Origin of the sequence: Citrobacter sp. Cpo091 (assembly GCF_030332645.1) — a bacterium.
Lineage (GTDB): Bacteria > Pseudomonadota > Gammaproteobacteria > Enterobacterales > Enterobacteriaceae > Citrobacter > Citrobacter portucalensis.
In genome coordinates, this window is the sequence record NZ_JAOWHL010000027.1 from 66225 (window position 1) to 88003 (window position 21779).

Genomic DNA, 21779 nt, shown 5'->3' on the forward strand with positions numbered 1-21779 from the left:
ACGCTGAGAATTGAGTATTATTGTGCCAAGTTGTCGTGAAGGAACCCTCTATGAAGCAAATCCGTATGCTGGCGCAATATTACGTCGACCTGATGATGAAGTTAGGTCTGGTGCGCTTTTCGCTGCTGTTGGCGCTGGCTCTGGTCGTGTTGGCAATTGTGGTGCAGATGGCTGTCACCATGGTGCTGCATGGCCAGGTAGAAAGCATTGATGTCATCCGTTCTATCTTTTTTGGTCTGTTAATTACCCCCTGGGCCGTCTATTTCTTGTCTGTGGTGGTGGAGCAACTTGAGGAGTCCCGGCAACGCCTGTCACGACTGGTACAAAAGCTGGAAGAGATGCGCGAGCGAGATCTCAAGCTCAATGTGCAGCTGAAAGATAATATTGCCCAGCTCAATCAGGAAATTGTTGAGCGTGAAAAAGCCGAAGCAGAGCGCCAGGAAACATTCGAGCAACTGAAGGTTGAAATCAAAGAGCGCGAAGAGGCGCAGATCCAGCTTGAGCAACAGTCTTCCTTTTTACGCTCTTTCCTTGATGCCTCGCCGGATCTGGTTTTTTATCGCAATGAAGATAAAGAGTTTTCCGGCTGTAACCGTGCTATGGAGCTGCTGACTGGCAAAAGCGAAAAGCAGCTGGTGAACTTAAAACCGGCTGACGTTTACTCTCCTGAAGCGGCTGAAAAGGTGATTGAGACCGACGAGAAGGTGTTCCGTCATAATGTTTCGCTCACCTACGAACAGTGGCTGGACTACCCGGACGGGCGCAAAGCCTGCTTTGAAATTCGCAAAGTGCCTTACTATGACCGCGTAGGTAAACGACATGGTCTGATGGGCTTTGGGCGCGATATTACCGAGCGTAAGCGTTATCAGGATGCGCTTGAGCGCGCCAGCCGCGATAAGACCACCTTTATTTCTACCATCAGCCACGAGTTGCGCACCCCGCTTAACGGCATTGTCGGCTTAAGCCGGATCCTGCTGGATACGGATCTGACCGCGGAGCAGGAAAAATACCTGAAAACAATCCACGTCTCTGCTGTGACGCTGGGGAATATTTTCAACGATATTATCGATATGGATAAGATGGAGCGACGTAAAGTCCAGCTCGATAACCAGCCAATCGATTTCACCAGCTTTATGGCAGATCTGGAAAACCTCTCTGGCCTACAGGCGCAGCAAAAAGGGCTGCGCTTTGTGCTTGAGCCGACGTTACCGCTGCCGCATAAGGTCATTACCGACGGAACGCGTCTGCGTCAGATCCTGTGGAATCTGATCAGCAACGCCGTGAAGTTTACCCAGCAGGGGCAGGTGACCGTGCGGGCGCGCTATGACCAGGGGAATATGCTGCATTTCGAAGTTGAAGATTCCGGCATCGGCATTCCGCAGGATGAGCAGGATAAAATCTTCGCTATGTATTATCAGGTGAAGGACAGCAACGGCGGTAAACCGGCAACGGGGACAGGGATTGGTTTGGCCGTGTCGAAGCGTCTGGCGAAAAACATGGGCGGTGATATTACGGTTTCCAGCCAGGCAGGAAAAGGGTCCATCTTTACGCTGACCGTGCATGCGCCTGCGGTAGCGGAAGAGATTGAAGATGCTTTTGAAGACGATGAAATGCCGCTGCCAGCCCTGAATGTGCTGCTGGTAGAAGACATTGAGCTGAACGTTATTGTTGCGCGCTCCGTGCTGGAAAAATTAGGCAACAGCGTGGATGTCGCGATGACCGGGAAAGCCGCGCTGGAAATGTTTACGCCGGGTGAATATGACCTGGTGCTGCTGGATATTCAGCTACCGGATATGACCGGTCTGGATATCTCGCGGGAGCTCACGCAAAAATATGCCCGTGAAGAGCTGCCACCGCTGGTTGCACTCACCGCCAACGTACTGAAAGATAAAAAAGAGTATCTGGACGCAGGCATGGACGACGTGCTGAGTAAGCCGCTGTCGGTTCCGGCGCTAACCGCCATGATCAAAAAATACTGGGATACCCGAAACGAAGAGGAGAGCACTGTGACATCTGAAGAAAGCAGTAAATCGCAAGCGCTGTTAGATATTCCTATGTTGGAACAATACCTCGAGCTGGTGGGACCGAAGTTAATTACCGACGGGCTGGCGGTGTTTGAGAAGATGATGCCGGGATATTTGAGCGTGCTGGAGTCCAACCTGACGGCACGGGATAAAAAAGGTGTTGTTGAGGAAGGCCATAAAATTAAAGGCGCAGCAGGTTCAGTGGGGCTGCGTCACCTGCAACAGCTAGGTCAGCAAATCCAGTCGCCGGATCTTCCTGCCTGGGAAGATAACGTTGCTGAATGGATTGAAGAGATGAAGCAGGAGTGGCAGCACGACGTGGCAGTATTAAAAGCCTGGGTGGCGAGTGTGGAAAAAAAATGACCCCGGCTTGACCGGGGTGCGCGAATACTGCGCCAACACCAGGGAAATCGTGGCTGCGCCGTAAATTATTATCATTGTTTACAAGGGCGCAGCCCTAATTTTCAGGCCGCACGCAGTTAAGATAGCAAATCTTAAATAATTTGTTACATGAATCAGTTAAATGTGTGAAGCGTAGCATTTAAATCATAATAACTAATATGTTTCAGCCAGTTGAGAAAGGAGTATTACGATGAAAAAAGTGGGTGTAGTGCTCAGCGGATGCGGCGTGTATGACGGTGCAGAGATCCATGAAACTGTTCTCACGCTTCTGGCGATTGCCCGCAACGGCGCTCAGGCTGTCTGTTTCGCACCAGATAAACAACAAGCGGATGTGATTAATCATCTGACCGGCGAGCCGATGCTGGAAACTCGCAATGTGCTAATTGAAGCCGCGCGTATCACACGTGGCGATATTCGCCCACTTGCGCAGGCAGTCTCATCGGAACTGGATGCGTTGATCGTGCCGGGTGGGTTTGGTGCGGCCAAAAATCTGAGCAATTTTGCCAGTCAGGGCAGCGAATGCCGGGTTGACAGCGATTTAGCCGCGCTGGCGATGGCCATGCATCAGGCGGGTAAGCCGTTGGGGTTTATGTGCATTGCGCCTGCCATGTTACCTAAAATTTTTGACTTCCCGCTGCGTCTGACCATCGGCACTGATATCGACACGGCAGAGGTGCTGGAAGAGATGGGCGCTGAGCATGTGCCTTGTCCGGTTGATGATATTGTCGTCGATGAAGACAACAAAATCGTCACCACGCCTGCCTATATGCTGGCGCAGGACATCGCTCAGGCTGCGAGTGGCATCGATAAACTGGTATCGCGTGTGCTGGTGCTGACTGAATGAGAAAAGGAGTAACCGCCTTTCTGCGACGTATTTTTCTGCGGGCGGTGGTTGTCCTCGCCGTATTCTGGGGCGGGGGCATTGCACTTTTCAGCGTGATGCCTGTGCCTTTCTCGGCGGTAATGGTCGAGCGACAGCTGGGCGCATGGCTGTCCGGTGATTTCGGCTATGTGGCGCACTCGGACTGGGTGAGTATGGATGAGATCTCACCGTGGATGGGGCTGGCGGTGATTGCTGCGGAGGACCAGAAGTTTCCAGACCACTGGGGGTTTGACGTCACCGCCATAGAGAAAGCGCTGGCGCACAATGAACGCAATGAAAACCGCATTCGCGGGGCGTCAACGTTATCTCAACAGACGGCGAAAAACCTCTTTTTGTGGGATGGACGTAGCTGGGTGCGTAAAGGTCTCGAAGCCGGGCTAACGCTGGGTATGGAAACCGTCTGGAGTAAGAAACGTATTTTGACCGTCTATTTGAATATCGCCGAGTTTGGCGATGGGATATTTGGCGTGGAGGCGGCGGCGCAACGGTATTTTCATAAACCGGCCAGTCGGTTGAGCCTGTCTGAAGCGGCCTTGCTGGCGGCAGTATTGCCCAATCCTTTGCGTTTTAAGGCGAATGCGCCTTCTGGTTATGTGCGTAACCGCCAGGCCTGGATTATGCGCCAAATGCGCCAGTTAGGTGGTGAGTCGTTTATGCGGGAAAATAAGCTGTATTAGCGTAGTTATTGCCGGATGCGGCGTAAACGCCTTATCCGGCCTACTGGCTACGTTCTGTGTACTCGATTAATCTTCATCAAACCCTGAATTAAACAGGGCAATCACTGCGGCCAGGGCTTCTACTTCCTGTGGTCCCGTGGCTTCGACTTCTATCTGACGCCCTTTGGCTGAATCCAGCATCAGCAGAGCGATAACGCTGTTGGCCTCGGCTTCCGTTCCTTCATCATTACGCAGCAAAACTTCTGCTTCGAAACCCTGCATCAATTCAAACAGTTTCATCGCTGGGCGGGCATGCATGCCCAGCTTATTGGTGATTTCAACGGTTTGCTTCACGGTCATGATTTACGTTTTTCCAGCGTACGATGGCGTGACTGCACGTTTTTACCGCGTGAGCGGAAGTAGTCTGCCAGCTGCTCTGCAATATACACCGAACGGTGTTTCCCGCCGGTACAGCCGATGGCTACGGTAAGGTAGCTACGGTTGTTGGTCTCCAGCATGGGTAACCATAGCTCAAGATAGCTGCGAGTCTGGTAGATAAAATTGTGTACTTCTGTGTGCCTATCGAGGAATGCGGCGACGGGGCGGTCAAGACCGGTCATTGGGCGCAGCTTCGGATCCCAGTGTGGGTTAGGCAGAAAGCGCACGTCAAAGACGTAATCCGCATCAATCGGGATACCGTGTTTGAAACCAAAGGATTCGAATACCATTGTCAATTCACGTTCACGTTTACCCAGCAGTCGGGTACGTAACATTTCCGCCAGTTCGTGTACGGACATTTCGGAGGTATCAACGATCAGGTCAGCGCGAGAGCGCAGTGGCTCCAGCAAATCGCTTTCCTTATCGATAGCGCTTTCCAGAGACAAGTTCTTGCTGGAAAGCGGGTGTAAACGGCGCGTGTCGCTGTAGCGACGAATCAGCGTGTTACGGTCTGCATCAAGGAACAGCAGCTGTGGTGAGAAACCCTCGGGCAGATTATTCATTGCCTGCTCAAAAATTTCCGGGGACTCAGGCATGTTGCGCACATCAATGCTGACGGCAGCAGAAATCTGGCGATCGGCCAGTGTACGAGCCAGATCGGGCAACAGCACTACGGGAAGGTTATCCACGCAGTAAAAACCCATATCTTCCAGCGCACGCAGGGCGACAGATTTACCTGACCCTGAACGGCCGCTGACGATCATCAGTACCATGTACTGTTTCTCCTCACAACGACAAAAAAGGATGCCATTGGGTTGTTATGCTTCATCCTGTCCACCTTCGGTGTCCGTGATGATTTGATACAACTCCTGGTCACTCTGCGCGGCGCGCAGACGACGACAGATGGTTTTATCTGCCAGACGTTTTGCGACCAGTGACAACGTATGCAAATGCGTCTTGGTTTGGTCTGCCGGGACCAGCAGGGCGAAAAGCAGATCGACAGGTTGATTATCAATGGCGTCGAAGGCGATGGGTGTTTCGAGTTGAACAAACACACCAACCGCGCGCATCGTGTCTTCTTCCAGCTTTCCGTGCGGGATAGCAATACCATTACCGATGCCGGTACTGCCCATTTTTTCACGCGTCAGAATGGCTTCAAATACCACCTGAGAAGGCAAGCTAAGCTGTTTTGCCGCAAGTTCGCTGATGATTTCCAGTGCGCGTTTCTTGCTTTGGCAGTGAACGCCTGCGCGTGTACATTCCTGGTTAAGAACAGTGCTCAGTTGTAGAGTCGTATCGTTATTTGTCATAATTTCACCTAAGCGCTAACTGTACAAATGGCCCGTTGTGCTACACAACAGGCCGTCCTGCACCCGCTAACTGCCCGGACAAGTTAGTGCTGTTTCAGTTTATCTTTATGTTTTGTTAACTGCCGAGCCAGTTTATCAATTAAACCGTCAATGGCGGCGTACATATCCTGACCTTCCGCGCTGGCATGAATTTCGCCACCGTTCACATGCAGTGTTGCATCCGAGATATGTGTAACCTTCTCCACTTTCAACACAATATAGACCTGATTAATCCGGTCGAAATATTGTTCGAGCTTGGCAAATTTTGTATTCACAAAATCGCGCAGGGCTTCGGTGATTTCGACGTTGTTTCCAGTGATGTTGAGCTGCATAGTGTCTTCCTTATCGGTTGGGTCACACCAGCTGTTTGCGCTGGTTAGACGGCGGAATGGATAAAGACTCTCGGTACTTCGCAACGGTGCGGCGTGCCACCATGATACCCTGTTCTGACAGCATAGAGGTTAACTTGCTGTCACTCAGCGGTTTCGCGGGGTTTTCCGCAGCAATTAATTTCTTCACCAGCGCACGGATAGCTGTGGATGAGGCTTCACCTCCGCCTTCAGTGTTAACGTGACTGGAAAAGAAATACTTCAATTCAAAAATGCCGCGCGGACTGTGCAGATACTTTTGCGTGGTCACACGGGAAATGGTCGATTCGTGCATCTCGACGGCCTGGGCGATATCCGCCAGCACCATCGGTTTCATAAACTCTTCGCCTTGCTCAAAGAAAGCTTGCTGCTGCTCAACGATGCAGCGGCTGACGCGCAGCAACGTATCATTGCGGCTTTCCAGGCTTTTAATCAGCCACTTCGCATCCTGCAGATTGCTACGAATAAACTGGCTGTCGGCATCGTTGCGCGCGCTATTGCACATCGCGGCGTAGTGCTGGTTAATCTGTAAGCGCGGAATGCTGTCGCCGTTGAGTTCGACCACCCAGCGATCGTTATGCTTACGCACCAGCACATCCGGAATAACGTACTCCGGCTCGCCGGTCTGGATCGATTGCCCAGGTCTTGGATCCAGCGACTGAATAAGATTGACGGCTTCTTTCAGCACGTCTTCTTTCAGTCGGGTCACGCGCATCAGGGTGCGGAAGTCATGGTTGGCTAACAGATCGAGGTGATCGCTGATGATCAGACGCGCTTCTTCCAGCCACGGTGTGGCTTTATCAAACTGCGAAAGTTGGATCAGTAAGCAGTCACGGAGATCTTTGGCGGCCACGCCAACGGGATCAAAGCGCTGAACGCGTTTAAGCACAGCTTCGATTTCGTCCATACCGACGTCGTCATCGCCCATGCTTTCGAGAATATCGTCCAGGGTCACGGTGAGATAACCGGTTTCGTCTACCGCATCTACAATGGATGTCGCAATGGCGCGATCGGTATCCGAGAACGGGGTCAGTTCCACTTGCCACATCAGGTAATCCTGTAGTGATTGCGTGGTCTCACCCTGATACACAGGCAGTTCGTCGTCGATGTAATCTCCGCTGGTGCCCGAAGGCGTCCCGGCGGTGTAAATTTCATCCCAACTGGCGTCAAGCGGCAACTCCTCAGGCATCTCTTTTTGTTCGAGAGCATCTGCGGTGTCGAGGGTTTCGCTGTCCTGTTTTTCCTGGGTATCAATTTCGTCGTGAAGATCGGTTTGCTCGAGCAGTGGGTTACTTTCCAGCGCTTGCTGAAGTTCTTGCTGAAGTTCCAGCGTGGACAGCTGCAACAGACGGATAGCCTGTTGTAGCTGAGGCGTCATCGCCAGTTGTTGGCTAAGCCTGAGTTGCAAACCTTGCTTCATGTTCAGAGTTGTTTTCTCCTGCAGTGACGTGAAGTCTTCTACCCTATCAGAGTCTGAAGTCTTCCCCAAGGTATACGCGCTTAACGTGCTCATCCTGCAGTATTTCTGTTGGCGTGCCGTGCGCGATCAGGTGCCCCTGACTTACGATATAGGCGCGCTCACACACTGCCAGCGTTTCGCGGACGTTATGGTCGGTAATCAGCACGCCAAGGCCGCTGTCGCGCAGGTGTTCGATGATCCGTTTAATATCAATAACAGAAATCGGGTCAACACCGGCAAACGGTTCATCCAACAGGATAAATTTCGGATTAGCGGCCAGTGCGCGGGCGATCTCCACGCGGCGTCGTTCACCACCGGAGAGCGACTGACCTAAGCTGTCGCGCAGGTGCTCGATGTGGAATTCTTCCATCAGCTCGTTAGCGCGATCTTCCCGCTGCTCGCTGGTCAGATCGTCACGAATTTGCAGTACCGCCATCAGGTTATCAAACACGCTCAGGCGACGGAAAATAGACGCTTCCTGCGGTAAGTAGCCGATGCCGCGACGCGCGCGCGCATGCAGAGGCAGCAGACTGATGTCTTCGTCATCAATGATAATGTTGCCCGCATCGCGCGGGACAATGCCGACTACCATGTAAAAGGTTGTTGTCTTGCCTGCACCGTTAGGACCGAGCAGACCGACAATCTCCCCGGAGTTGACGGTCAGACTGACATCTTCAACCACACGACGGCCTTTATAGGCTTTTGCAAGGTTCTTTGCAGTTAATGTTGCCATAACGAATCAGTTACCTTTTTTCTCTGCCGGAGCCTTGTTTTTGTCCTGCAACTGCGACGGAACCAGAACGGTGGTGACGCGTTTGCCTTTATCGCTGAAGGCCTGCATTTTCTGCTCTTTTACCAGATAAGTGATCTTATCGCCCGTGATGTTGCTATCGAGCTGTTCCAGGTAAGCCTTACCGGTGAGAACGACAAAGTCTTTCGCCAGTTCATAGTGCATGTGTGAGGCGCGGCCTTTCACCGGCTTACCGTTGTCCTGCATCTGGTAAAAGGTGGCGGGATCACCGTAACCATCAATCACTTCTTTACCGTCTTCACCGCCAGGGCGGGTCACGACGACTTTATCGGCGTTAATTTTGATGGTGCCCTGAGTCACAATCACGTTACCAGTAAACGTCACCACGTTGCCCTGCATATCCAGGGACTGCTGGTCCGACTCAATGTGAATCGGCTGCTCGGTATCGCCGGTGACGGCAAATGCCGGAATGCTGGCGGCCAGAAGTGAGCTGGCAAGTAAAAGATTAAGGCTGAGTTTGTTTGTTTTGGATTTCATATGAGGTTCTAACCTTTTCAATCAGCTCGGCGTTCTTGCTGCGTAAGTTGCCGCGCATCTTCAGTCCGCTGGAGTTAAATGTTGTGCCATACAACGTCACCAGATCATCGGAAGTGACGTCTTGTGTCACCAGGTTAATCTGCGCGTTATCGGTCGTAATTCTGCGTAGTTGAGAGTCAGGCACCAGGGCGTTAACCTCAACATGGCCGTACAGATACAGCATCCGATCGTTGGTCAATTTGGCTTTATCGGCCTTGATCGTCCAGGTCGGTACTTTATCCTTATCAAACGTGGTTAATACCGGTTGAGTAAACCACGAAACCGCTTGTTCCGAATAATATTCAACGTGTTGTGCGATCAAGTGATAGCTCAGCGCGCCTTCCGGACTATACACGACGGTATCAGTATGTTCGCTCTTATAGGTTGGCTCGTTGTTATTGACGACGACCTGAGTGGTGTCATCTTTGTCTGCCAGATTAATACCAATCATCACAAGGACAGCCAGCGACAGTAGAATGATAACCCAACGTCTGGTTTTGCTCATATCGATTGCCCTTTGGCCTCGTCCAGTTTGCCCTGCGCCAGGAGTAATAAATCGCAGACTTCACGCACAGCGCCACGTCCCCCATCAATGTGGGTGACATAATCGGCTCGCGGGATCAGCAGAGGGTGGGCATCTGCCACCGCGACGCTTAATCCTACTTTAGCCATCACCGGCCAGTCGATCAGGTCATCGCCAACGTAGGCGACATTCTCCGGCGCGATCGCCAGTTTGCTAAGGAGATCGCCAAAGGCAACCAGTTTGTCTGACTGCCCCTGATACAGGTGGGTGATCCCCAAAGTGGCACAGCGATCTTCTACAAGTTTAGCCTTTCGTCCGGTAATAATGGCAACCTCAATACCGGAAGTGAGCGCACAGCGAATTCCGTAACCATCACGGACGTTAAAAGCCTTCAGCTCTTCACCGTTGTTGCCCATATAAATCAGACCATCAGACAGTACGCCATCCACATCCAGGATCAGCAAACGGATGTTTTCTGCCCGGGTGATAACGTCTGCGCTGACGGGTCCATAACAGGTCGCAAGCGACGCACCTGCTTTACTCATTTTCGTTATCCTTGAGTTTCTTACACTACACCTGCACGCAGCAGATCATGCATATGTAACACACCGAGTAATTGGTCGCCATCAGCAACCATTACCGAGGTGATATGGCGGGACTGCATTAAGTTCAGGGCATCGACGGCAAGAATACCCGGACGCACGCGAATGCCTCCAGGGGTCATCACATCGGCAATGCCTAACTGGCGTACATCAACGCCCATATCGAAGACACGACGTAAATCGCCATCGGTGAAAATACCGTCAATCTTCATGGCATCATCGCAAATGACGGTCATGCCGAGATTTTTACGCGTGATCTCAATTAAGGCATCACGCAGGCTGGCGTTTTTGGTCACATGCGGGATCTCGTCGCCCGTATGCATAATATCGTTAACGCGCAGTAAAAGCTTACGGCCCAGTGCGCCACCGGGATGAGACAACGCAAAATCTTCCGCGGTAAAGCCGCGCGCTTTTAATAATGCCACCGCTAGGGCATCGCCCATCACCAGTGTTGCTGTCGTACTGCTGGTCGGTGCCAGACCTAACGGACAAGCTTCCTTGGGCACTTTAACACACAGATGCACATCTGCCGCACGCGCCATACTGCTTTCAGGACGACCGGTCATGCAGATAAGCGGTACATGAAGACGTTTTAATACCGGGATCAGCGCCGCTATCTCATTGGATTCACCGGAGTTAGAGATGGCGATGACCACATCCTGCGGCGAGACCATACCCAGATCGCCATGTGCGGCTTCGCCTGGGTGTACAAAAAATGAGGGGGTGCCGGTGCTGGCAAATGTGGCTGCCATTTTCCGCCCAATATGGCCGGATTTCCCCATTCCCATCACCACCACTTTGCCCGGGCAGCTGAATATTTTCTCGCATGCGAGGGTAAAATTTTGGTTGATGTACTGATCAAGCTCCGCCAGGCCTTCACGTTCAATTGCCAGGACTTCCTTGCCTGCTTGCTGAAAGTCAAAACCCGGTTGCAACTCTAAGTGCGACATAATGCGTTTCCAGTTATCCAACGAGAAGTGGCGATAACCAATACAGCATCGCCAGCCATATGATAAAACCGCCGGTCAGCAGCGCACCTGCGCCGCGACCAATCTGGCGCGGACGTCGCCAGCAGAGTAGTGCAAAAATCACGCTCACCAGCAGCATGACGCTATAGTCACGGGTGAAGGCCATCGGATTGACTTCACCCGGCGTAATCAGCGCCGGTAGCCCGAGGACGATAACGATATTAAAAATGTTTGCGCCGATAATGTTACCGACGGCAATATCATTTTCACCTTTACGCAGACCCGCAATCGCTGTTGCCAGCTCCGGCAGGCTGGTACCAATGGCGACCACTGTCAGCCCGATAGTAAGTTCGCTCATGGCGAAATAGTTCGCCAGTACGGTAGCGTTATCCACCACCATACGTGTTGCCATTGGCATAATAATCAGCGCAATGCCCAACCACAAAAATGCGACCGGTAATCCGCCTTCGCGCGGCAGCTCAGCTATCTGCTCACGCGTCAGGCTGTCATTGCCTTGTCGCTCGGCCAGACGGGCGATTTTAACAATGAATAGCAGCCATAGCACGGCCAGAAGCAGAAGAAAGAAACCGTCGCTGCGGCTTAGCTGCCCGTCATACAGGACGGATGCAGCTAAAATACTTACCAGCAACATTAGCGGTAATTCACGACGCAGAACATCAGAATGCACGGTAAAAGGATGAATCAGCGCCGACAGGCCTAAAATAAGCAGAATGTTGGTGATGTTAGAACCGATGGCGGTCCCGACAGCCAGATCGAGTTGCCCATTCATCGATGCGGCAACGGAGACAATTATCTCGGGTAACGACGTACCCATGCTGACCACGGTCATTCCGATGATAATGGGAGGAATACCGAAGTTTCGACATAAAATGGATGCGGCAAATACCAGACGGTCGGCACCGTAGACCACCAGAAGTAAACCAATTATTAACAGCGCCGTCGCTAAAAGCATCTAAAGTCCTTTCTTCAGGTATACTCGCCGGTCCACTTGAAGGATCTTCTGGAAGCCGTAACGAAGTCTTAATTTTGACTTTATGCGGCTAAAAAGTAAAACAAATGCCAGCTTTCGCTAACCAGGACAGGCAATAATCTGTAAATATGTTGAGTTCATGGCTAAATTGAGCGCCAAACTCTTCGATCAACGAGGCAATAGTAAAGGATGAATCAATGGGGCAGTCTGTGGCGAATCTAGTCGATATGCGCGATGTCAGCTTTTCCCGGGGTGACCGCTGCATCTTTGATAATATTTCCCTGACGGTACCGCGCGGTAAGGTGACGGCGATCATGGGGCCATCAGGCATCGGCAAAACGACGCTGTTGCGTCTGATTGGCGGACAGATCCCCCCGGATAAGGGCGAGATCCTGTTTGACGGTGAGAACGTCCCGGCCATGTCCCGTTCGCGTTTATTTACCGTGCGTAAGCGCATGAGTATGCTGTTTCAGTCTGGTGCGCTATTTACCGACATGAATGTGTTTGACAACGTCGCGTACCCTCTGCGCGAGCATACGACGTTGCCAGCGCCGTTGCTGAAGAGCACGGTGATGATGAAGCTCGAGGCCGTCGGCCTGCGGGGTGCGGCCAAATTAATGCCTTCTGAATTATCCGGTGGGATGGCGCGTCGCGCCGCGTTAGCACGTGCTATCGCGCTGGAGCCAGACCTCATCATGTTTGATGAGCCGTTCGTCGGTCAGGATCCCATCACCATGGGCGTTCTGGTGAAGCTGATTTCAGAACTGAACAGCGCGCTGGGCGTCACCTGTGTGGTGGTATCCCATGATGTGCCTGAGGTACTGAGTATTGCGGATTACGCCTATATAATGGCGGACAAAAAAATAGTGGCCTACGGTAGTGCTCAGGCACTACAAGAAAATGCCGATCCGCGCGTACGCCAGTTCCTGGACGGCATTGCCGATGGACCGGTTCCGTTCCGTTACCCGGCGGGCGACTACCACATCGATTTACTCAAAACAGGGAGTTAAGCCACCCATGTTGTTAAATGCGCTGGCATCACTCGGACATCGGGGAATAAAAACCCTCAGGACGTTCGGGCGAGCCGGATTAATGTTGTTCAATGCGGTTGTCGGCAAGCCGGAGTTTCGCAAACATGCGCCGCTGCTGATACGCCAGCTCTATAATGTCGGTGTCTTATCGATGCTGATCATTATTGTTTCTGGCGTGTTCATCGGTATGGTGCTGGGGTTGCAGGGATACCTGGTGCTGACCACCTACAGCGCGGAAACCAGCCTCGGTATGCTGGTGGCACTGTCATTGTTACGTGAGTTGGGACCGGTTGTTGCGGCGCTGCTGTTTGCCGGGCGGGCCGGGTCGGCCTTAACCGCAGAAATTGGCCTGATGCGGGCGACCGAACAGCTTTCCAGTCTGGAGATGATGGCCGTCGATCCACTGCGCCGGGTGATTTCCCCACGTTTTTGGGCTGGCGTCATTTCATTGCCGCTGCTGACGATTATTTTTGTCGCAGTGGGTATCTGGGGTGGTTCACTGGTTGGCGTAAGCTGGAAGGGTATTGATGCAGGCTTCTTCTGGTCGGCTATGCAAAATGCCGTCGACTGGCGTCTGGACCTGGTTAACTGTCTGATTAAGAGCGTGGTGTTCGCCATTACGGTCACCTGGATTGCATTGTTCAATGGTTATGATGCGATCCCGACCTCTGCCGGGATTAGCCGGGCAACGACACGCACCGTTGTGCACGCCTCTCTTGCCGTTCTGGGGCTGGATTTTGTGCTGACCGCACTGATGTTTGGGAATTGAGTTCATGCAAACGAAAAAAAATGAAATTTGGGTCGGGTTATTCCTGTTGGTTGCGCTGCTGGCAGCGCTGTTTGTTTGCCTGAAGGCGGCGAACGTTACCTCAATGCGTACTGAGCCGACTTACACGATTTATGCGACCTTTGATAATATCGGCGGCCTGAGAGAGCGTTCTCCGGTGCGGATTGGCGGAGTGGTAGTTGGACGCGTATCGGACATCTCGTTAGATCCGAAAACGTACCTGCCGCGCGTGACGCTGGAAATCGAATCGCGTTTTAACCATATTCCTGACACCAGTTCTCTGAGCATCCGTACTTCCGGTCTGCTGGGCGAACAGTATCTGGCATTGAATGTGGGTTTTGAAGATCCTGAGCTGGGAACGTCTATCCTCAAAGATGGCGGTACGATTCAGGACACGAAATCCGCGATGGTGCTGGAAGATATGATTGGTCAGTTCCTTTACAACAGCAACAGTAAAGGTGATGACAATAAGAATTCTGGCGATGCGCCAGCCGCAACTGACGGCAATAATGAAGCCACTACGCCTGCGGGCGCAACGAAATAATCTCAGGAGAATCGACGTATGTTTAAACGATTGATGATGGTGGCTATGCTGGTGATTGCCCCGCTTAGCGCAGCAACTGCAGCCGACCAAACGAACCCGTACAAACAGATGAATGAGGCGGCGCAGAAGACATTTGACCGTCTGAAGAATGAACAACCTAAAATCCGCGCAAACCCGGATTACCTGCGCCAGGTTGTCGATCAGGAACTGTTGCCATACGTGCAGGTTAAATATGCGGGTGCGCTGGTACTGGGTCGCTACTACAAAGATGCGACCCCTGCTCAGCGTGAAGCCTATTTTGCCGCATTTCGTGAATATCTGAAGCAGGCCTACGGCCAGGCTCTGGCGATGTACCATGGCCAGACTTATGAAATTGCACCAGAGCAACCGCTGGGTGATGCGACCATCGTGCCTATCCGCGTAACCATCATCGATCCAAACGGTCGTCCTCCGGTACGTTTGGATTTCCAGTGGCGTAAAAACTCCCAGACCGGTAACTGGCAGGCTTATGACATGATTGCTGAAGGCGTAAGTATGATCACCACCAAACAAAATGAGTGGAGCGACCTGCTGCGTACCAAAGGTATTGATGGCCTGACGGCGCAGCTGAAATCTATTGCTCAGCAGAAAATCACGCTGGAAGAGAAAAAATAATGACGCAGTCACTCACCTGGACGCGTGAAGGCGACAAGCTGGTGCTGGTGGGGGAGCTGGATCAGGACGTGTTAAACCCATTATGGGATGCGCGAATTGAGGCGATGAAAGGGGTATCCTGCATCGACCTGAACCAGGTATCCCGGGTAGATACCGGCGGTCTGGCGTTACTGTTGCATCTGATTAATCAGGGCAAGCAGCAGGGAAACAGCGTTTCACTCACTGGTGTTAACGATAAAGTGTACACGCTGGCGCAGCTTTACAATCTGCCTGACGACGTCCTTCCGCGTTAATTTTTCCAGGCCGGATAAGGTCTTGTGCCGCTATCCGGCAAAACCCCTGAGGGGGATCTGCCACTAAAGCCTTGTCTGATTTATCAGCGAGGCTTTTTGCTTATTTATGACAGCGCCACTTTGCTCTAAGATGTTGGGCTGTTTTCACTATCTGACGAATGAAGAGCCCATGGAAAATAATGAAATTCAGAGCGTGCTGATGAATGCACTCTCCCTCCAGGAAGTCCACGTTTCTGGCGACGGCAGTCACTTTCAGGTTATTGCCGTGGGTGAGATGTTTGAAGGCATGAGCCGGGTCAAGAAGCAGCAATCGGTCTATGGCCCGTTGATGGAGTACATTGCGGACAACCGCATTCATGCCGTGTCGATTAAGGCGTTTACCCCAGCGGAATGGGCGCGCGATCGCAAACTTAACGGTTTTTGAGCTACGGGTGATGTGCCGGTAGCGAAGATAAATTCTTAACAGAGAACAGAATAATGGATAAATTTCGTGTTCAGGGGCCAACTAAGCTCCAGGGCGAAGTCACAATTTCAGGCGCTAAAAACGCCGCACTGCCGATCCTGTTTGCGGCGCTGCTGGCTGAAGAACCTGTAGAGATCCAAAACGTCCCGAAACTGAAGGACGTTGACACATCAATGAAGCTGCTGAGCCAGCTGGGTGCGAAAGTTGAGCGTAATGGTTCTGTGCACATCGATGCGCGTGATGTGAACGTCTTCTGTGCGCCGTACGATTTGGTGAAAACCATGCGTGCATCCATTTGGGCGCTCGGGCCGCTGGTTGCCCGCTTTGGTCAGGGCCAGGTTTCACTGCCGGGTGGCTGTACCATTGGCGCACGTCCGGTTGACCTGCACATTACCGGCCTGGAGCAGTTAGGCGCGACTATTAAGCTGGAAGAAGGCTATGTGAAGGCGTCCGTTGATGGCCGTCTGAAAGGCGCGCATATCGTCATGGACAAAGTGAGCGTCGGCGCGACGGTCACCATCATGTGCGCAGCAACGCTTGCCGAAGGCACTACCATCATCGAAAACGCTGCGCGCGAGCCGGAGATTGTGGATACCGCGAACTTCCTGATTGCGCTGGGCGCGAAGATCACGGGTCAGGGCACCGATCGTATTACCATCGAAGGCGTTGAGCGTCTTGGCGGTGGTGTTTATCGCGTTCTGCCAGATCGTATCGAAACCGGTACCTTCCTGGTGGCGGCGGCAATTTCTCGCGGCAAGATTATCTGCCGTAATGCACAGCCGGACACGCTGGATGCCGTTCTGGCGAAGCTGCGTGATGCGGGTGCGGATATTGAAGTGGGTGATGATTGGATCAGCCTTGATATGCACGGTAAACGTCCGAAAGCGGTCAATGTGCGTACTGCACCGCATCCGGCGTTCCCTACCGACATGCAGGCCCAGTTCACGTTGCTGAACCTGGTAGCAGAAGGGACCGGCTTCATCACGGAAACCGTGTTTGAGAACCGCTTTATGCACGTGCCTGAGCTGAGCCGTATGGGCGCTCACGCAGAAATCGAAAGCAATACCGTGATTTGCCACGGCGTGGAAACGCTCTCTGGCGCACAGGTTATGGCGACCGATCTGCGCGCATCTGCAAGCCTGGTGCTGGCAGGGTGTATTGCTGAAGGTACGACGGTAGTCGACCGTATTTATCACATCGATCGCGGCTATGAGCGCATCGAAGATAAACTGCGTGCGCTGGGCGCAAACATTGAGCGCGTGAAAGGCGAGTAATCGTCAACGTCTCTTGTAACCCCCAGTTCAGTTGGCCGGGGGTTACAGCTCAATGTTCATTCCGGATTCTTTTTCTCTCTGCGACTCCTCATCATCCGCGTTCTGTCGATGAACTCATGCGTTTTGGCATCGTGATAGCGTGACGGCCAAATCACCCAGGGGTCAGTTCCCAGTGCCCGGGCGATAATCAACTCACCTTTTGGCCATGGTCTCGTTAACGCATTGGCCAGCGTTGATGAACTCAATCCATTTTTACGTGATTCAGCGGCCATTGAGGTCCCTTTCTTGCGCAGTCCGGCGATGATGTCGGCCGGATGCCAGTCAATCAGCTTGCTTTCCATCAATTCATCTCTCCTTTGGTTAACGGCTTACGGTTTCACGATCGGTTGTGCCGACACTATAACGCCCGAAGAACGAATGTTCTAAAATGTTCATGTAAGCTGTGTATATATTCAGAATATGCCAAGGTTCTGCGTGATTATCTGGAGGGGGTAAATTCTTACTGGAACTTATAAGAAAATCCCGTGCAGGGCACGGGATGAGGGAGGATGCTGTAGGGAATTAACGGTCGCGCTGCACGGCGATATGTGCCAGACCAATCAGCGCTTCTCTCCACGGCGTATCGGGCAGCACCTGCAGCGCAGCGATGGCTTTATCAGCCTCTTCTTCTGCCCGCTGACGGGTCCATTCCAGAGACCCACAGGCGTTCATCGCTTCCAGAACCGGTTCCAGAAGGTGACGACCATTACCTTGCTCAATGGCCTGGCGGATCATTAGCGCTTGTTCTGGGGTGCCGTGGCGCATGGCATGCAACAGTGGCAGCGTTGGTTTACCCTCGTTGAGGTCATCACCGACGTTTTTACCCAGCTGCTCGCCATCTGCGCTGTAATCCAGCAAATCGTCAATTAACTGGAAAGCGGTACCGAGATAACGGCCATAATCCTGCAACCCTTTTTCTTGTTCTTCGCTACAGCCAGCCAGAATACCTGAACATTGGGCTGCCGCTTCAAACAAACGCGCGGTCTTACTGTAGATGACGCGCATATAGTTTTCTTCGGTGATGTCCGGGTCGTTGACGTTCATCAACTGCAAGACTTCACCTTCGGCAATGACGTTGACTGCTTTCGACATGACTTCCAGCACTTTCAACGAGCCAAGGCTGGTCATCATCTGAAATGCACGGGTATAGATAAAATCGCCAACCAGCACGCTGGCCGCATTACCAAACGCCGCATTTGCCGTAGCTTTCCCACGGCGCATGTCTGACTCATCCACAACATCGTCGTGCAGCAGGGTCGCTGTGTGGATAAACTCGATGAGGGCCGCAATCGTAACGTGCGCATTTTCCTGGTAACCAACGGCCCGCGCGGCGAGGACGGCGATCATTGGGCGAATGCGTTTTCCGCCGCCGCTAACGATGTAGTACCCCAGTTGATTGATCAACTGAACGTCGGAATTGAGCTGTTCAAGGATTGTCGCATTGACCCCCGCCATATCTTGCGCGGTTAACTCATTGATTTTTTCTAAATTCATCGCAAAAGCCGGGCTTCTCGCCCCGATTACCTTACTGTGTGGGAAGGTAACGTCGGGTTTAGGGTTATAAATATATGCTGATTGTACTGAAAAAACGCCGTAGATAAACGTTACCGTACGTGTTGTGTTTTTTTTCTTCATGTATTGACGGTAGCACTTGTCAAAGGCTCGCGTTTTGCGTAATATTCGCGCCCTATTGTGAATATTTATAGCGCACTCTGAATCATCAAAAAGGTGTGCGCGGAAGCGGAGTTTTTTATGTACGCGGTTTTCCAAAGTGGTGGTAAACAACACCGAGTAAGCGAAGGTCAGACCGTTCGCCTGGAAAAGCTGGACATCGCAACTGGCGAATCTGTTGAATTCGCAGAAGTTCTGATGATCGCAAACGGTGAAGAAGTCAAAATCGGCGTTCCTTTCGTTGATGGCGGCGTTATCAAAGCTGAAGTCGTTGCTCACGGTCGTGGCGAGAAAGTTAAAATTGTTAAGTTTCGTCGTCGTAAACACTACCGTAAGCAGCAGGGCCATCGTCAGTGGTTCACTGATGTGAAAATCACTGGCATCAGCGCTTAAGTTAAGGGGAGCAGATTAAATGGCACATAAAAAGGCTGGCGGCTCGACTCGTAACGGTCGCGATTCAGAAGCTAAACGTCTGGGCGTAAAACGCTTCGGCGGTGAAACAGTTCTGGCTGGTAGCATCATCGTTCGTCAACGTGGTACTAAATTCCACGCTGGCTCCAACGTTGGTTGCGGCAAAGACCACACTCTGTTTGCTAAAGCAGACGGTAAAGTGAAATTTGAAGTGAAAGGCCCGAAAAACCGTAAATTCATCAGCATCGTTGCTGAATAAGTTTTTCGCGTCCCGGTAACGGATAAAAGCCCCGCAACACGTTGCGGGGCTTTTTACATTCGACGGCCGGTAAATACGCTCGTCGCGCCGTGACAACCCGGAAACGAGCCCTTGCAGGGAATACGGCATGAAGCAGCAGGCAGGCATTGGTATTCTGTTAGCACTCACAACGGCGGTATGTTGGGGCGCTTTGCCAATAGCAATGAAGCAAGTGCTGGAGGTGATGGAGCCTCCTACCGTGGTGTTCTACCGTTTTTTAATGGCAAGCGTTGGCCTTGGCGCTATTCTTGCGGTTAAAAAAAAGCTCCCTCCGTTGCGTATTTTTCGCAAAGCGCGTTGGCTGGTGTTGCTGGCTATCGCAACCGGTGGGCTGTTCGGTAACTTCATTCTGTTTAGTTCATCCTTGCAGTATTTGAGCCCAACGGCTTCGCAGGTTATCGGTCAGCTGTCACCGGTTGGTATGATGATCGCCAGCGTCTTTATCCTGAAAGAAAAGATGCGCGGCACGCAGGTGATTGGCGCCATTATGCTTCTGAGCGGTCTGGTCCTGTTTTTTAATACCAGTCTGATCGAAATTTTTACCCGACTCACCGATTACACCTGGGGCGTTATCTTTGGTGTCGGTGCGGCGATGGTCTGGGTGAGCTATGGGGTCGCGCAAAAGGTGTTATTGCGCCGCCTGGCATCACCGCAGATCCTGTTTTTACTGTACACTTTATGTACGATCGCGTTGTTGCCGCTGGCTAAACCCGGTGTCATCACGCAGCTCAGCGACTGGCAGCTGGCATGCCTGATATTCTGCGGCCTGAATACGCTGGTAGGATATGGCGCTCTCGCGGAAGCAATGGCGCGTTGGCATGCGGCGCAGGTGAGCGCTCTTATCACGCTCACACCGCTGTTTACGTTGTTATTTTCAGATTTATTATCACTGGCCTGGCCCGATTTCTTCGCCAGACCGATGCTAAACCTATTAGGTTATCTCGGTGCGTTTATCGTGGTTGCGGGCGCGATGTATTCCGCCATTGGTCATCGAATTTGGGGCGGTTTACGTAAGCATGAAACGGTGGTTTCGCAACCCCGCTCAGGCGAATGATTTACGGAGAGTAAAATGAAGTTTGTTGATGAAGCATCGATTCTGGTCGTTGCAGGTGATGGCGGTAATGGTTGCGTCAGCTTCCGCCGCGAAAAGTACATCCCAAAAGGCGGTCCGGACGGTGGTGATGGTGGTGACGGTGGTGACGTTTGGCTGGAAGCCGACGAAAACCTGAACACGCTGATCGATTACCGTTTTGAAAAATCATTCCGTGCGGAACGTGGTCAGAATGGCGCGAGCCGTGATTGCACCGGTAAGCGTGGCAAAGACGTTACCATTAAAGTACCTGTTGGTACGCGTGTTATCGATCAGGGCACGGGCGAAACCATGGGCGACATGACCAAACACGGTCAGCGTCTGATGGTCGCTAAAGGTGGCTGGCACGGTCTGGGCAACACCCGTTTCAAATCCTCGGTTAACCGTACTCCGCGTCAGAAAACAATGGGTACGCCGGGTGATAAGCGCGATCTGATGCTGGAGCTGATGCTGCTGGCAGACGTGGGTATGCTGGGCATGCCAAACGCCGGAAAATCGACGTTTATCCGTGCGGTGTCCGCGGCGAAGCCGAAAGTCGCTGATTATCCGTTTACCACCCTGGTGCCGAGCCTGGGCGTGGTGCGTATGGACAACGAAAAGAGCTTCGTGGTTGCCGACATTCCGGGACTGATTGAAGGCGCGGCTGAAGGCGCAGGCCTGGGTATCCGCTTCCTGAAACACCTGGAACGTTGCCGTGTACTGCTTCACCTCATCGATATCGATCCGATTGATGGCTCTGATCCAGTTGAAAACGCCCGTATCATTATTGGCGAACTGGAAAAATACAGTCAGGATTTGGCATCTAAACCGCGCTGGTTAGTGTTCAACAAAATTGATTTGATGGACAAGGCTGAAGCGGAAGAGAAAGCGAAAGCGATCGCCGAAGCGTTGGGTTGGGAAGGTAAATATTACCTGATCTCTGCCGCCAGCCAACTGGGCGTGAAAGATCTCTGCTGGGATGTGATGACCTTTATCATCGAGAACCCGATTGTTCAGGCTGAAGAAGCGAAACAGCCAGAGAAAGTTGAGTTCATGTGGGATGATTATCACCGCCAGCAGCTCGCTGAAGTCGAAGACGAAGCGGAAGATGACTGGGATGACGATTGGGACGAAGACGACGAAGAAGGCGTTGAGTTCATCTACAAGCGTTAATCGCATTAAAAACCCCGGCCATGTTGCCGGGGTTTTTGTTTCCAGGTCTCACTGTAGGCCGGATAAGGCACGTTAATGCCGC

General features: G+C 52.3%; 27 protein-coding genes. 14 read left to right on the plus strand and 13 right to left on the minus strand.

The window, feature by feature from the left end; genetic code table 11:
• Positions 1-50: 50 nt before the first annotated feature.
• From arcB to mtgA, 3 genes are all read left to right on the plus strand, one after another.
• Complete coding sequence (gene arcB, locus OGY04_RS02450) at positions 51-2387, plus strand: aerobic respiration two-component sensor histidine kinase ArcB (RefSeq protein WP_235126469.1); 2337 nt, start codon at positions 51-53, stop codon at positions 2385-2387.
• A gap of 229 nt (positions 2388-2616) precedes the next feature.
• The gene (elbB, locus tag OGY04_RS02455) at positions 2617-3270 is read left to right on the plus strand and encodes an isoprenoid biosynthesis glyoxalase ElbB (protein WP_286584700.1); all 654 of its coding nucleotides are present in this window, start codon (positions 2617-2619) and stop codon (positions 3268-3270) included.
• Positions 3267-3986, plus strand: a complete 720-nt coding sequence (gene mtgA / locus OGY04_RS02460) for a monofunctional biosynthetic peptidoglycan transglycosylase (RefSeq protein WP_071444704.1) — start codon at positions 3267-3269, stop codon at positions 3984-3986. The genes elbB and mtgA overlap by 4 nt, the downstream gene beginning before the upstream one ends.
• A gap of 66 nt (positions 3987-4052) precedes the next feature.
• Here the strand turns inward: mtgA and npr are convergent, their stop codons facing one another.
• From npr to OGY04_RS02515, 11 genes are all read right to left on the minus strand, one after another.
• A complete protein-coding gene (gene npr, locus OGY04_RS02465) occupies positions 4053-4325 on the minus strand; it encodes a PTS phosphocarrier protein NPr (protein WP_003828770.1) in 273 nt (90 codons plus the stop codon).
• Positions 4322-5176 (minus strand): RNase adapter RapZ, encoded by an 855-nt coding sequence (gene rapZ, locus OGY04_RS02470; protein WP_003025085.1) that lies wholly within the window; start codon positions 5174-5176, stop codon positions 4322-4324. The genes npr and rapZ overlap by 4 nt, the downstream gene beginning before the upstream one ends.
• A 45-nt stretch (positions 5177-5221) precedes the next feature.
• Positions 5222-5713, minus strand: coding sequence for a PTS IIA-like nitrogen regulatory protein PtsN (gene ptsN, locus OGY04_RS02475; protein ID WP_003025083.1), 492 nt, complete (start codon positions 5711-5713; stop codon positions 5222-5224).
• 83 nt (positions 5714-5796) lie between these two features.
• The gene (gene hpf / locus OGY04_RS02480) at positions 5797-6084 is read right to left on the minus strand and encodes a ribosome hibernation promoting factor (protein WP_003025078.1); all 288 of its coding nucleotides are present in this window, start codon (positions 6082-6084) and stop codon (positions 5797-5799) included.
• 22 nt (positions 6085-6106) lie between these two features.
• A complete protein-coding gene (rpoN, locus tag OGY04_RS02485; RefSeq protein WP_032945120.1) occupies positions 6107-7540 on the minus strand; it encodes an RNA polymerase factor sigma-54 in 1434 nt (477 codons plus the stop codon).
• Between the two features lie 46 nt (positions 7541-7586).
• On the minus strand, positions 7587-8312 hold the full coding sequence (gene lptB / locus OGY04_RS02490; protein ID WP_003828761.1) for an LPS export ABC transporter ATP-binding protein: 726 nt from the start codon (positions 8310-8312) through the stop codon (positions 7587-7589).
• A 6-nt stretch (positions 8313-8318) separates the two neighbouring features.
• Positions 8319-8867, minus strand: a complete 549-nt coding sequence (gene lptA, locus OGY04_RS02495) for a lipopolysaccharide ABC transporter substrate-binding protein LptA (RefSeq protein ID WP_071444703.1) — start codon at positions 8865-8867, stop codon at positions 8319-8321.
• Positions 8836-9411, minus strand: coding sequence for an LPS export ABC transporter periplasmic protein LptC (lptC, locus tag OGY04_RS02500; protein ID WP_008785932.1), 576 nt, complete (start codon positions 9409-9411; stop codon positions 8836-8838). Before lptC ends, lptA begins: the two co-directional genes overlap by 32 nt.
• Complete coding sequence (gene kdsC, locus OGY04_RS02505) at positions 9408-9974, minus strand: 3-deoxy-manno-octulosonate-8-phosphatase KdsC (protein ID WP_032945113.1); 567 nt, start codon at positions 9972-9974, stop codon at positions 9408-9410. The genes lptC and kdsC overlap by 4 nt, the downstream gene beginning before the upstream one ends.
• Before the next feature lie 20 nt (positions 9975-9994).
• The gene (gene kdsD, locus OGY04_RS02510; RefSeq protein WP_003025063.1) at positions 9995-10981 is read right to left on the minus strand and encodes an arabinose-5-phosphate isomerase KdsD; all 987 of its coding nucleotides are present in this window, start codon (positions 10979-10981) and stop codon (positions 9995-9997) included.
• A 13-nt stretch (positions 10982-10994) separates the two neighbouring features.
• Positions 10995-11972 carry a calcium/sodium antiporter gene (locus OGY04_RS02515; RefSeq protein ID WP_003828751.1) on the minus strand — a complete coding sequence of 326 codons (978 nt, stop codon included), beginning with the start codon at positions 11970-11972 and terminating at the stop codon, positions 10995-10997.
• A 215-nt stretch (positions 11973-12187) separates the two neighbouring features.
• Here OGY04_RS02515 and mlaF point away from each other — a divergent pair, with 215 nt between their 5' ends.
• The 7 genes from mlaF (at position 12188) to murA (ending at position 17036) form a co-directional block, all read left to right on the plus strand.
• Positions 12188-13000 carry a phospholipid ABC transporter ATP-binding protein MlaF gene (mlaF, locus tag OGY04_RS02520; protein ID WP_003828749.1) on the plus strand — a complete coding sequence of 271 codons (813 nt, stop codon included), beginning with the start codon at positions 12188-12190 and terminating at the stop codon, positions 12998-13000.
• Positions 13001-13007: 7 nt separating this feature from the next.
• Positions 13008-13790 (plus strand): lipid asymmetry maintenance ABC transporter permease subunit MlaE, encoded by a 783-nt coding sequence (mlaE, locus tag OGY04_RS02525; RefSeq protein WP_003025053.1) that lies wholly within the window; start codon positions 13008-13010, stop codon positions 13788-13790.
• Positions 13791-13794: 4 nt separating this feature from the next.
• On the plus strand, positions 13795-14352 hold the full coding sequence (gene mlaD, locus OGY04_RS02530) for an outer membrane lipid asymmetry maintenance protein MlaD (protein ID WP_003828747.1): 558 nt from the start codon (positions 13795-13797) through the stop codon (positions 14350-14352).
• An 18-nt stretch (positions 14353-14370) separates the two neighbouring features.
• A complete protein-coding gene (gene mlaC, locus OGY04_RS02535) occupies positions 14371-15006 on the plus strand; it encodes a phospholipid-binding protein MlaC (protein WP_008785928.1) in 636 nt (211 codons plus the stop codon).
• A complete protein-coding gene (mlaB, locus tag OGY04_RS02540) occupies positions 15006-15299 on the plus strand; it encodes a lipid asymmetry maintenance protein MlaB (RefSeq protein WP_003025045.1) in 294 nt (97 codons plus the stop codon). The genes mlaC and mlaB overlap by 1 nt, the downstream gene beginning before the upstream one ends.
• A 169-nt stretch (positions 15300-15468) precedes the next feature.
• Entirely contained in the window at positions 15469-15723 is a 255-nt protein-coding gene (gene ibaG / locus OGY04_RS02545; protein WP_003025040.1) for a BolA family iron metabolism protein IbaG, read from the plus strand.
• Positions 15724-15776: 53 nt separating this feature from the next.
• Positions 15777-17036, plus strand: a complete 1260-nt coding sequence (gene murA / locus OGY04_RS02550; protein WP_003839949.1) for a UDP-N-acetylglucosamine 1-carboxyvinyltransferase — start codon at positions 15777-15779, stop codon at positions 17034-17036.
• 56 nt (positions 17037-17092) lie between these two features.
• Here murA and sfsB read toward each other — a convergent pair whose 3' ends face one another.
• A complete protein-coding gene (gene sfsB, locus OGY04_RS02555; protein WP_003025035.1) occupies positions 17093-17377 on the minus strand; it encodes a DNA-binding transcriptional regulator SfsB in 285 nt (94 codons plus the stop codon).
• Between the two features lie 220 nt (positions 17378-17597).
• Positions 17598-18569 (minus strand): octaprenyl diphosphate synthase, encoded by a 972-nt coding sequence (gene ispB, locus OGY04_RS02560; protein WP_003839953.1) that lies wholly within the window; start codon positions 18567-18569, stop codon positions 17598-17600.
• Between the two features lie 258 nt (positions 18570-18827).
• Between ispB and rplU the strand changes: the two genes are divergently transcribed.
• The 4 genes from rplU to cgtA all read left to right on the plus strand — a co-directional run bounded on the left by rplU (position 18828) and on the right by cgtA (position 21697).
• Positions 18828-19139, plus strand: a complete 312-nt coding sequence (gene rplU, locus OGY04_RS02565; RefSeq protein ID WP_003025032.1) for a 50S ribosomal protein L21 — start codon at positions 18828-18830, stop codon at positions 19137-19139.
• Positions 19140-19158: 19 nt separating this feature from the next.
• Positions 19159-19416, plus strand: coding sequence for a 50S ribosomal protein L27 (gene rpmA / locus OGY04_RS02570; protein ID WP_003025030.1), 258 nt, complete (start codon positions 19159-19161; stop codon positions 19414-19416).
• Positions 19417-19543: 127 nt separating this feature from the next.
• The gene (locus tag OGY04_RS02575; protein WP_218658909.1) at positions 19544-20509 is read left to right on the plus strand and encodes a DMT family transporter; all 966 of its coding nucleotides are present in this window, start codon (positions 19544-19546) and stop codon (positions 20507-20509) included.
• A gap of 15 nt (positions 20510-20524) precedes the next feature.
• On the plus strand, positions 20525-21697 hold the full coding sequence (gene cgtA, locus OGY04_RS02580) for an Obg family GTPase CgtA (RefSeq protein ID WP_003828732.1): 1173 nt from the start codon (positions 20525-20527) through the stop codon (positions 21695-21697).
• Positions 21698-21779 lie beyond the last annotated feature (82 nt).

What these genes read in the sequence shown, in the direction of transcription:
- arcB (WP_235126469.1), top strand. Translation starts at nt 51, where the DNA reads ATGAAGCAAATCCGTATGCTGGCGCAATATTACGTCGACCTGATGATG.
- elbB (WP_286584700.1), top strand. Translation starts at nt 2,617, where the DNA reads ATGAAAAAAGTGGGTGTAGTGCTCAGCGGATGCGGCGTGTATGACGGT.
- mtgA (WP_071444704.1), top strand. Translation starts at nt 3,267, where the DNA reads ATGAGAAAAGGAGTAACCGCCTTTCTGCGACGTATTTTTCTGCGGGCG.
- npr (WP_003828770.1), bottom strand. Translation starts at nt 4,325, where the DNA reads ATGACCGTGAAGCAAACCGTTGAAATCACCAATAAGCTGGGCATGCAT.
- rapZ (WP_003025085.1), bottom strand. Translation starts at nt 5,176, where the DNA reads ATGGTACTGATGATCGTCAGCGGCCGTTCAGGGTCAGGTAAATCTGTC.
- ptsN (WP_003025083.1), bottom strand. Translation starts at nt 5,713, where the DNA reads ATGACAAATAACGATACGACTCTACAACTGAGCACTGTTCTTAACCAG.
- hpf (WP_003025078.1), bottom strand. Translation starts at nt 6,084, where the DNA reads ATGCAGCTCAACATCACTGGAAACAACGTCGAAATCACCGAAGCCCTG.
- rpoN (WP_032945120.1), bottom strand. Translation starts at nt 7,540, where the DNA reads ATGAAGCAAGGTTTGCAACTCAGGCTTAGCCAACAACTGGCGATGACG.
- lptB (WP_003828761.1), bottom strand. Translation starts at nt 8,312, where the DNA reads ATGGCAACATTAACTGCAAAGAACCTTGCAAAAGCCTATAAAGGCCGT.
- lptA (WP_071444703.1), bottom strand. Translation starts at nt 8,867, where the DNA reads ATGAAATCCAAAACAAACAAACTCAGCCTTAATCTTTTACTTGCCAGC.
- lptC (WP_008785932.1), bottom strand. Translation starts at nt 9,411, where the DNA reads ATGAGCAAAACCAGACGTTGGGTTATCATTCTACTGTCGCTGGCTGTC.
- kdsC (WP_032945113.1), bottom strand. Translation starts at nt 9,974, where the DNA reads ATGAGTAAAGCAGGTGCGTCGCTTGCGACCTGTTATGGACCCGTCAGC.
- kdsD (WP_003025063.1), bottom strand. Translation starts at nt 10,981, where the DNA reads ATGTCGCACTTAGAGTTGCAACCGGGTTTTGACTTTCAGCAAGCAGGC.
- OGY04_RS02515 (WP_003828751.1), bottom strand. Translation starts at nt 11,972, where the DNA reads ATGCTTTTAGCGACGGCGCTGTTAATAATTGGTTTACTTCTGGTGGTC.
- mlaF (WP_003828749.1), top strand. Translation starts at nt 12,188, where the DNA reads ATGGGGCAGTCTGTGGCGAATCTAGTCGATATGCGCGATGTCAGCTTT.
- mlaE (WP_003025053.1), top strand. Translation starts at nt 13,008, where the DNA reads ATGTTGTTAAATGCGCTGGCATCACTCGGACATCGGGGAATAAAAACC.
- mlaD (WP_003828747.1), top strand. Translation starts at nt 13,795, where the DNA reads ATGCAAACGAAAAAAAATGAAATTTGGGTCGGGTTATTCCTGTTGGTT.
- mlaC (WP_008785928.1), top strand. Translation starts at nt 14,371, where the DNA reads ATGTTTAAACGATTGATGATGGTGGCTATGCTGGTGATTGCCCCGCTT.
- mlaB (WP_003025045.1), top strand. Translation starts at nt 15,006, where the DNA reads ATGACGCAGTCACTCACCTGGACGCGTGAAGGCGACAAGCTGGTGCTG.
- ibaG (WP_003025040.1), top strand. Translation starts at nt 15,469, where the DNA reads ATGGAAAATAATGAAATTCAGAGCGTGCTGATGAATGCACTCTCCCTC.
- murA (WP_003839949.1), top strand. Translation starts at nt 15,777, where the DNA reads ATGGATAAATTTCGTGTTCAGGGGCCAACTAAGCTCCAGGGCGAAGTC.
- sfsB (WP_003025035.1), bottom strand. Translation starts at nt 17,377, where the DNA reads ATGGAAAGCAAGCTGATTGACTGGCATCCGGCCGACATCATCGCCGGA.
- ispB (WP_003839953.1), bottom strand. Translation starts at nt 18,569, where the DNA reads ATGAATTTAGAAAAAATCAATGAGTTAACCGCGCAAGATATGGCGGGG.
- rplU (WP_003025032.1), top strand. Translation starts at nt 18,828, where the DNA reads ATGTACGCGGTTTTCCAAAGTGGTGGTAAACAACACCGAGTAAGCGAA.
- rpmA (WP_003025030.1), top strand. Translation starts at nt 19,159, where the DNA reads ATGGCACATAAAAAGGCTGGCGGCTCGACTCGTAACGGTCGCGATTCA.
- OGY04_RS02575 (WP_218658909.1), top strand. Translation starts at nt 19,544, where the DNA reads ATGAAGCAGCAGGCAGGCATTGGTATTCTGTTAGCACTCACAACGGCG.
- cgtA (WP_003828732.1), top strand. Translation starts at nt 20,525, where the DNA reads ATGAAGTTTGTTGATGAAGCATCGATTCTGGTCGTTGCAGGTGATGGC.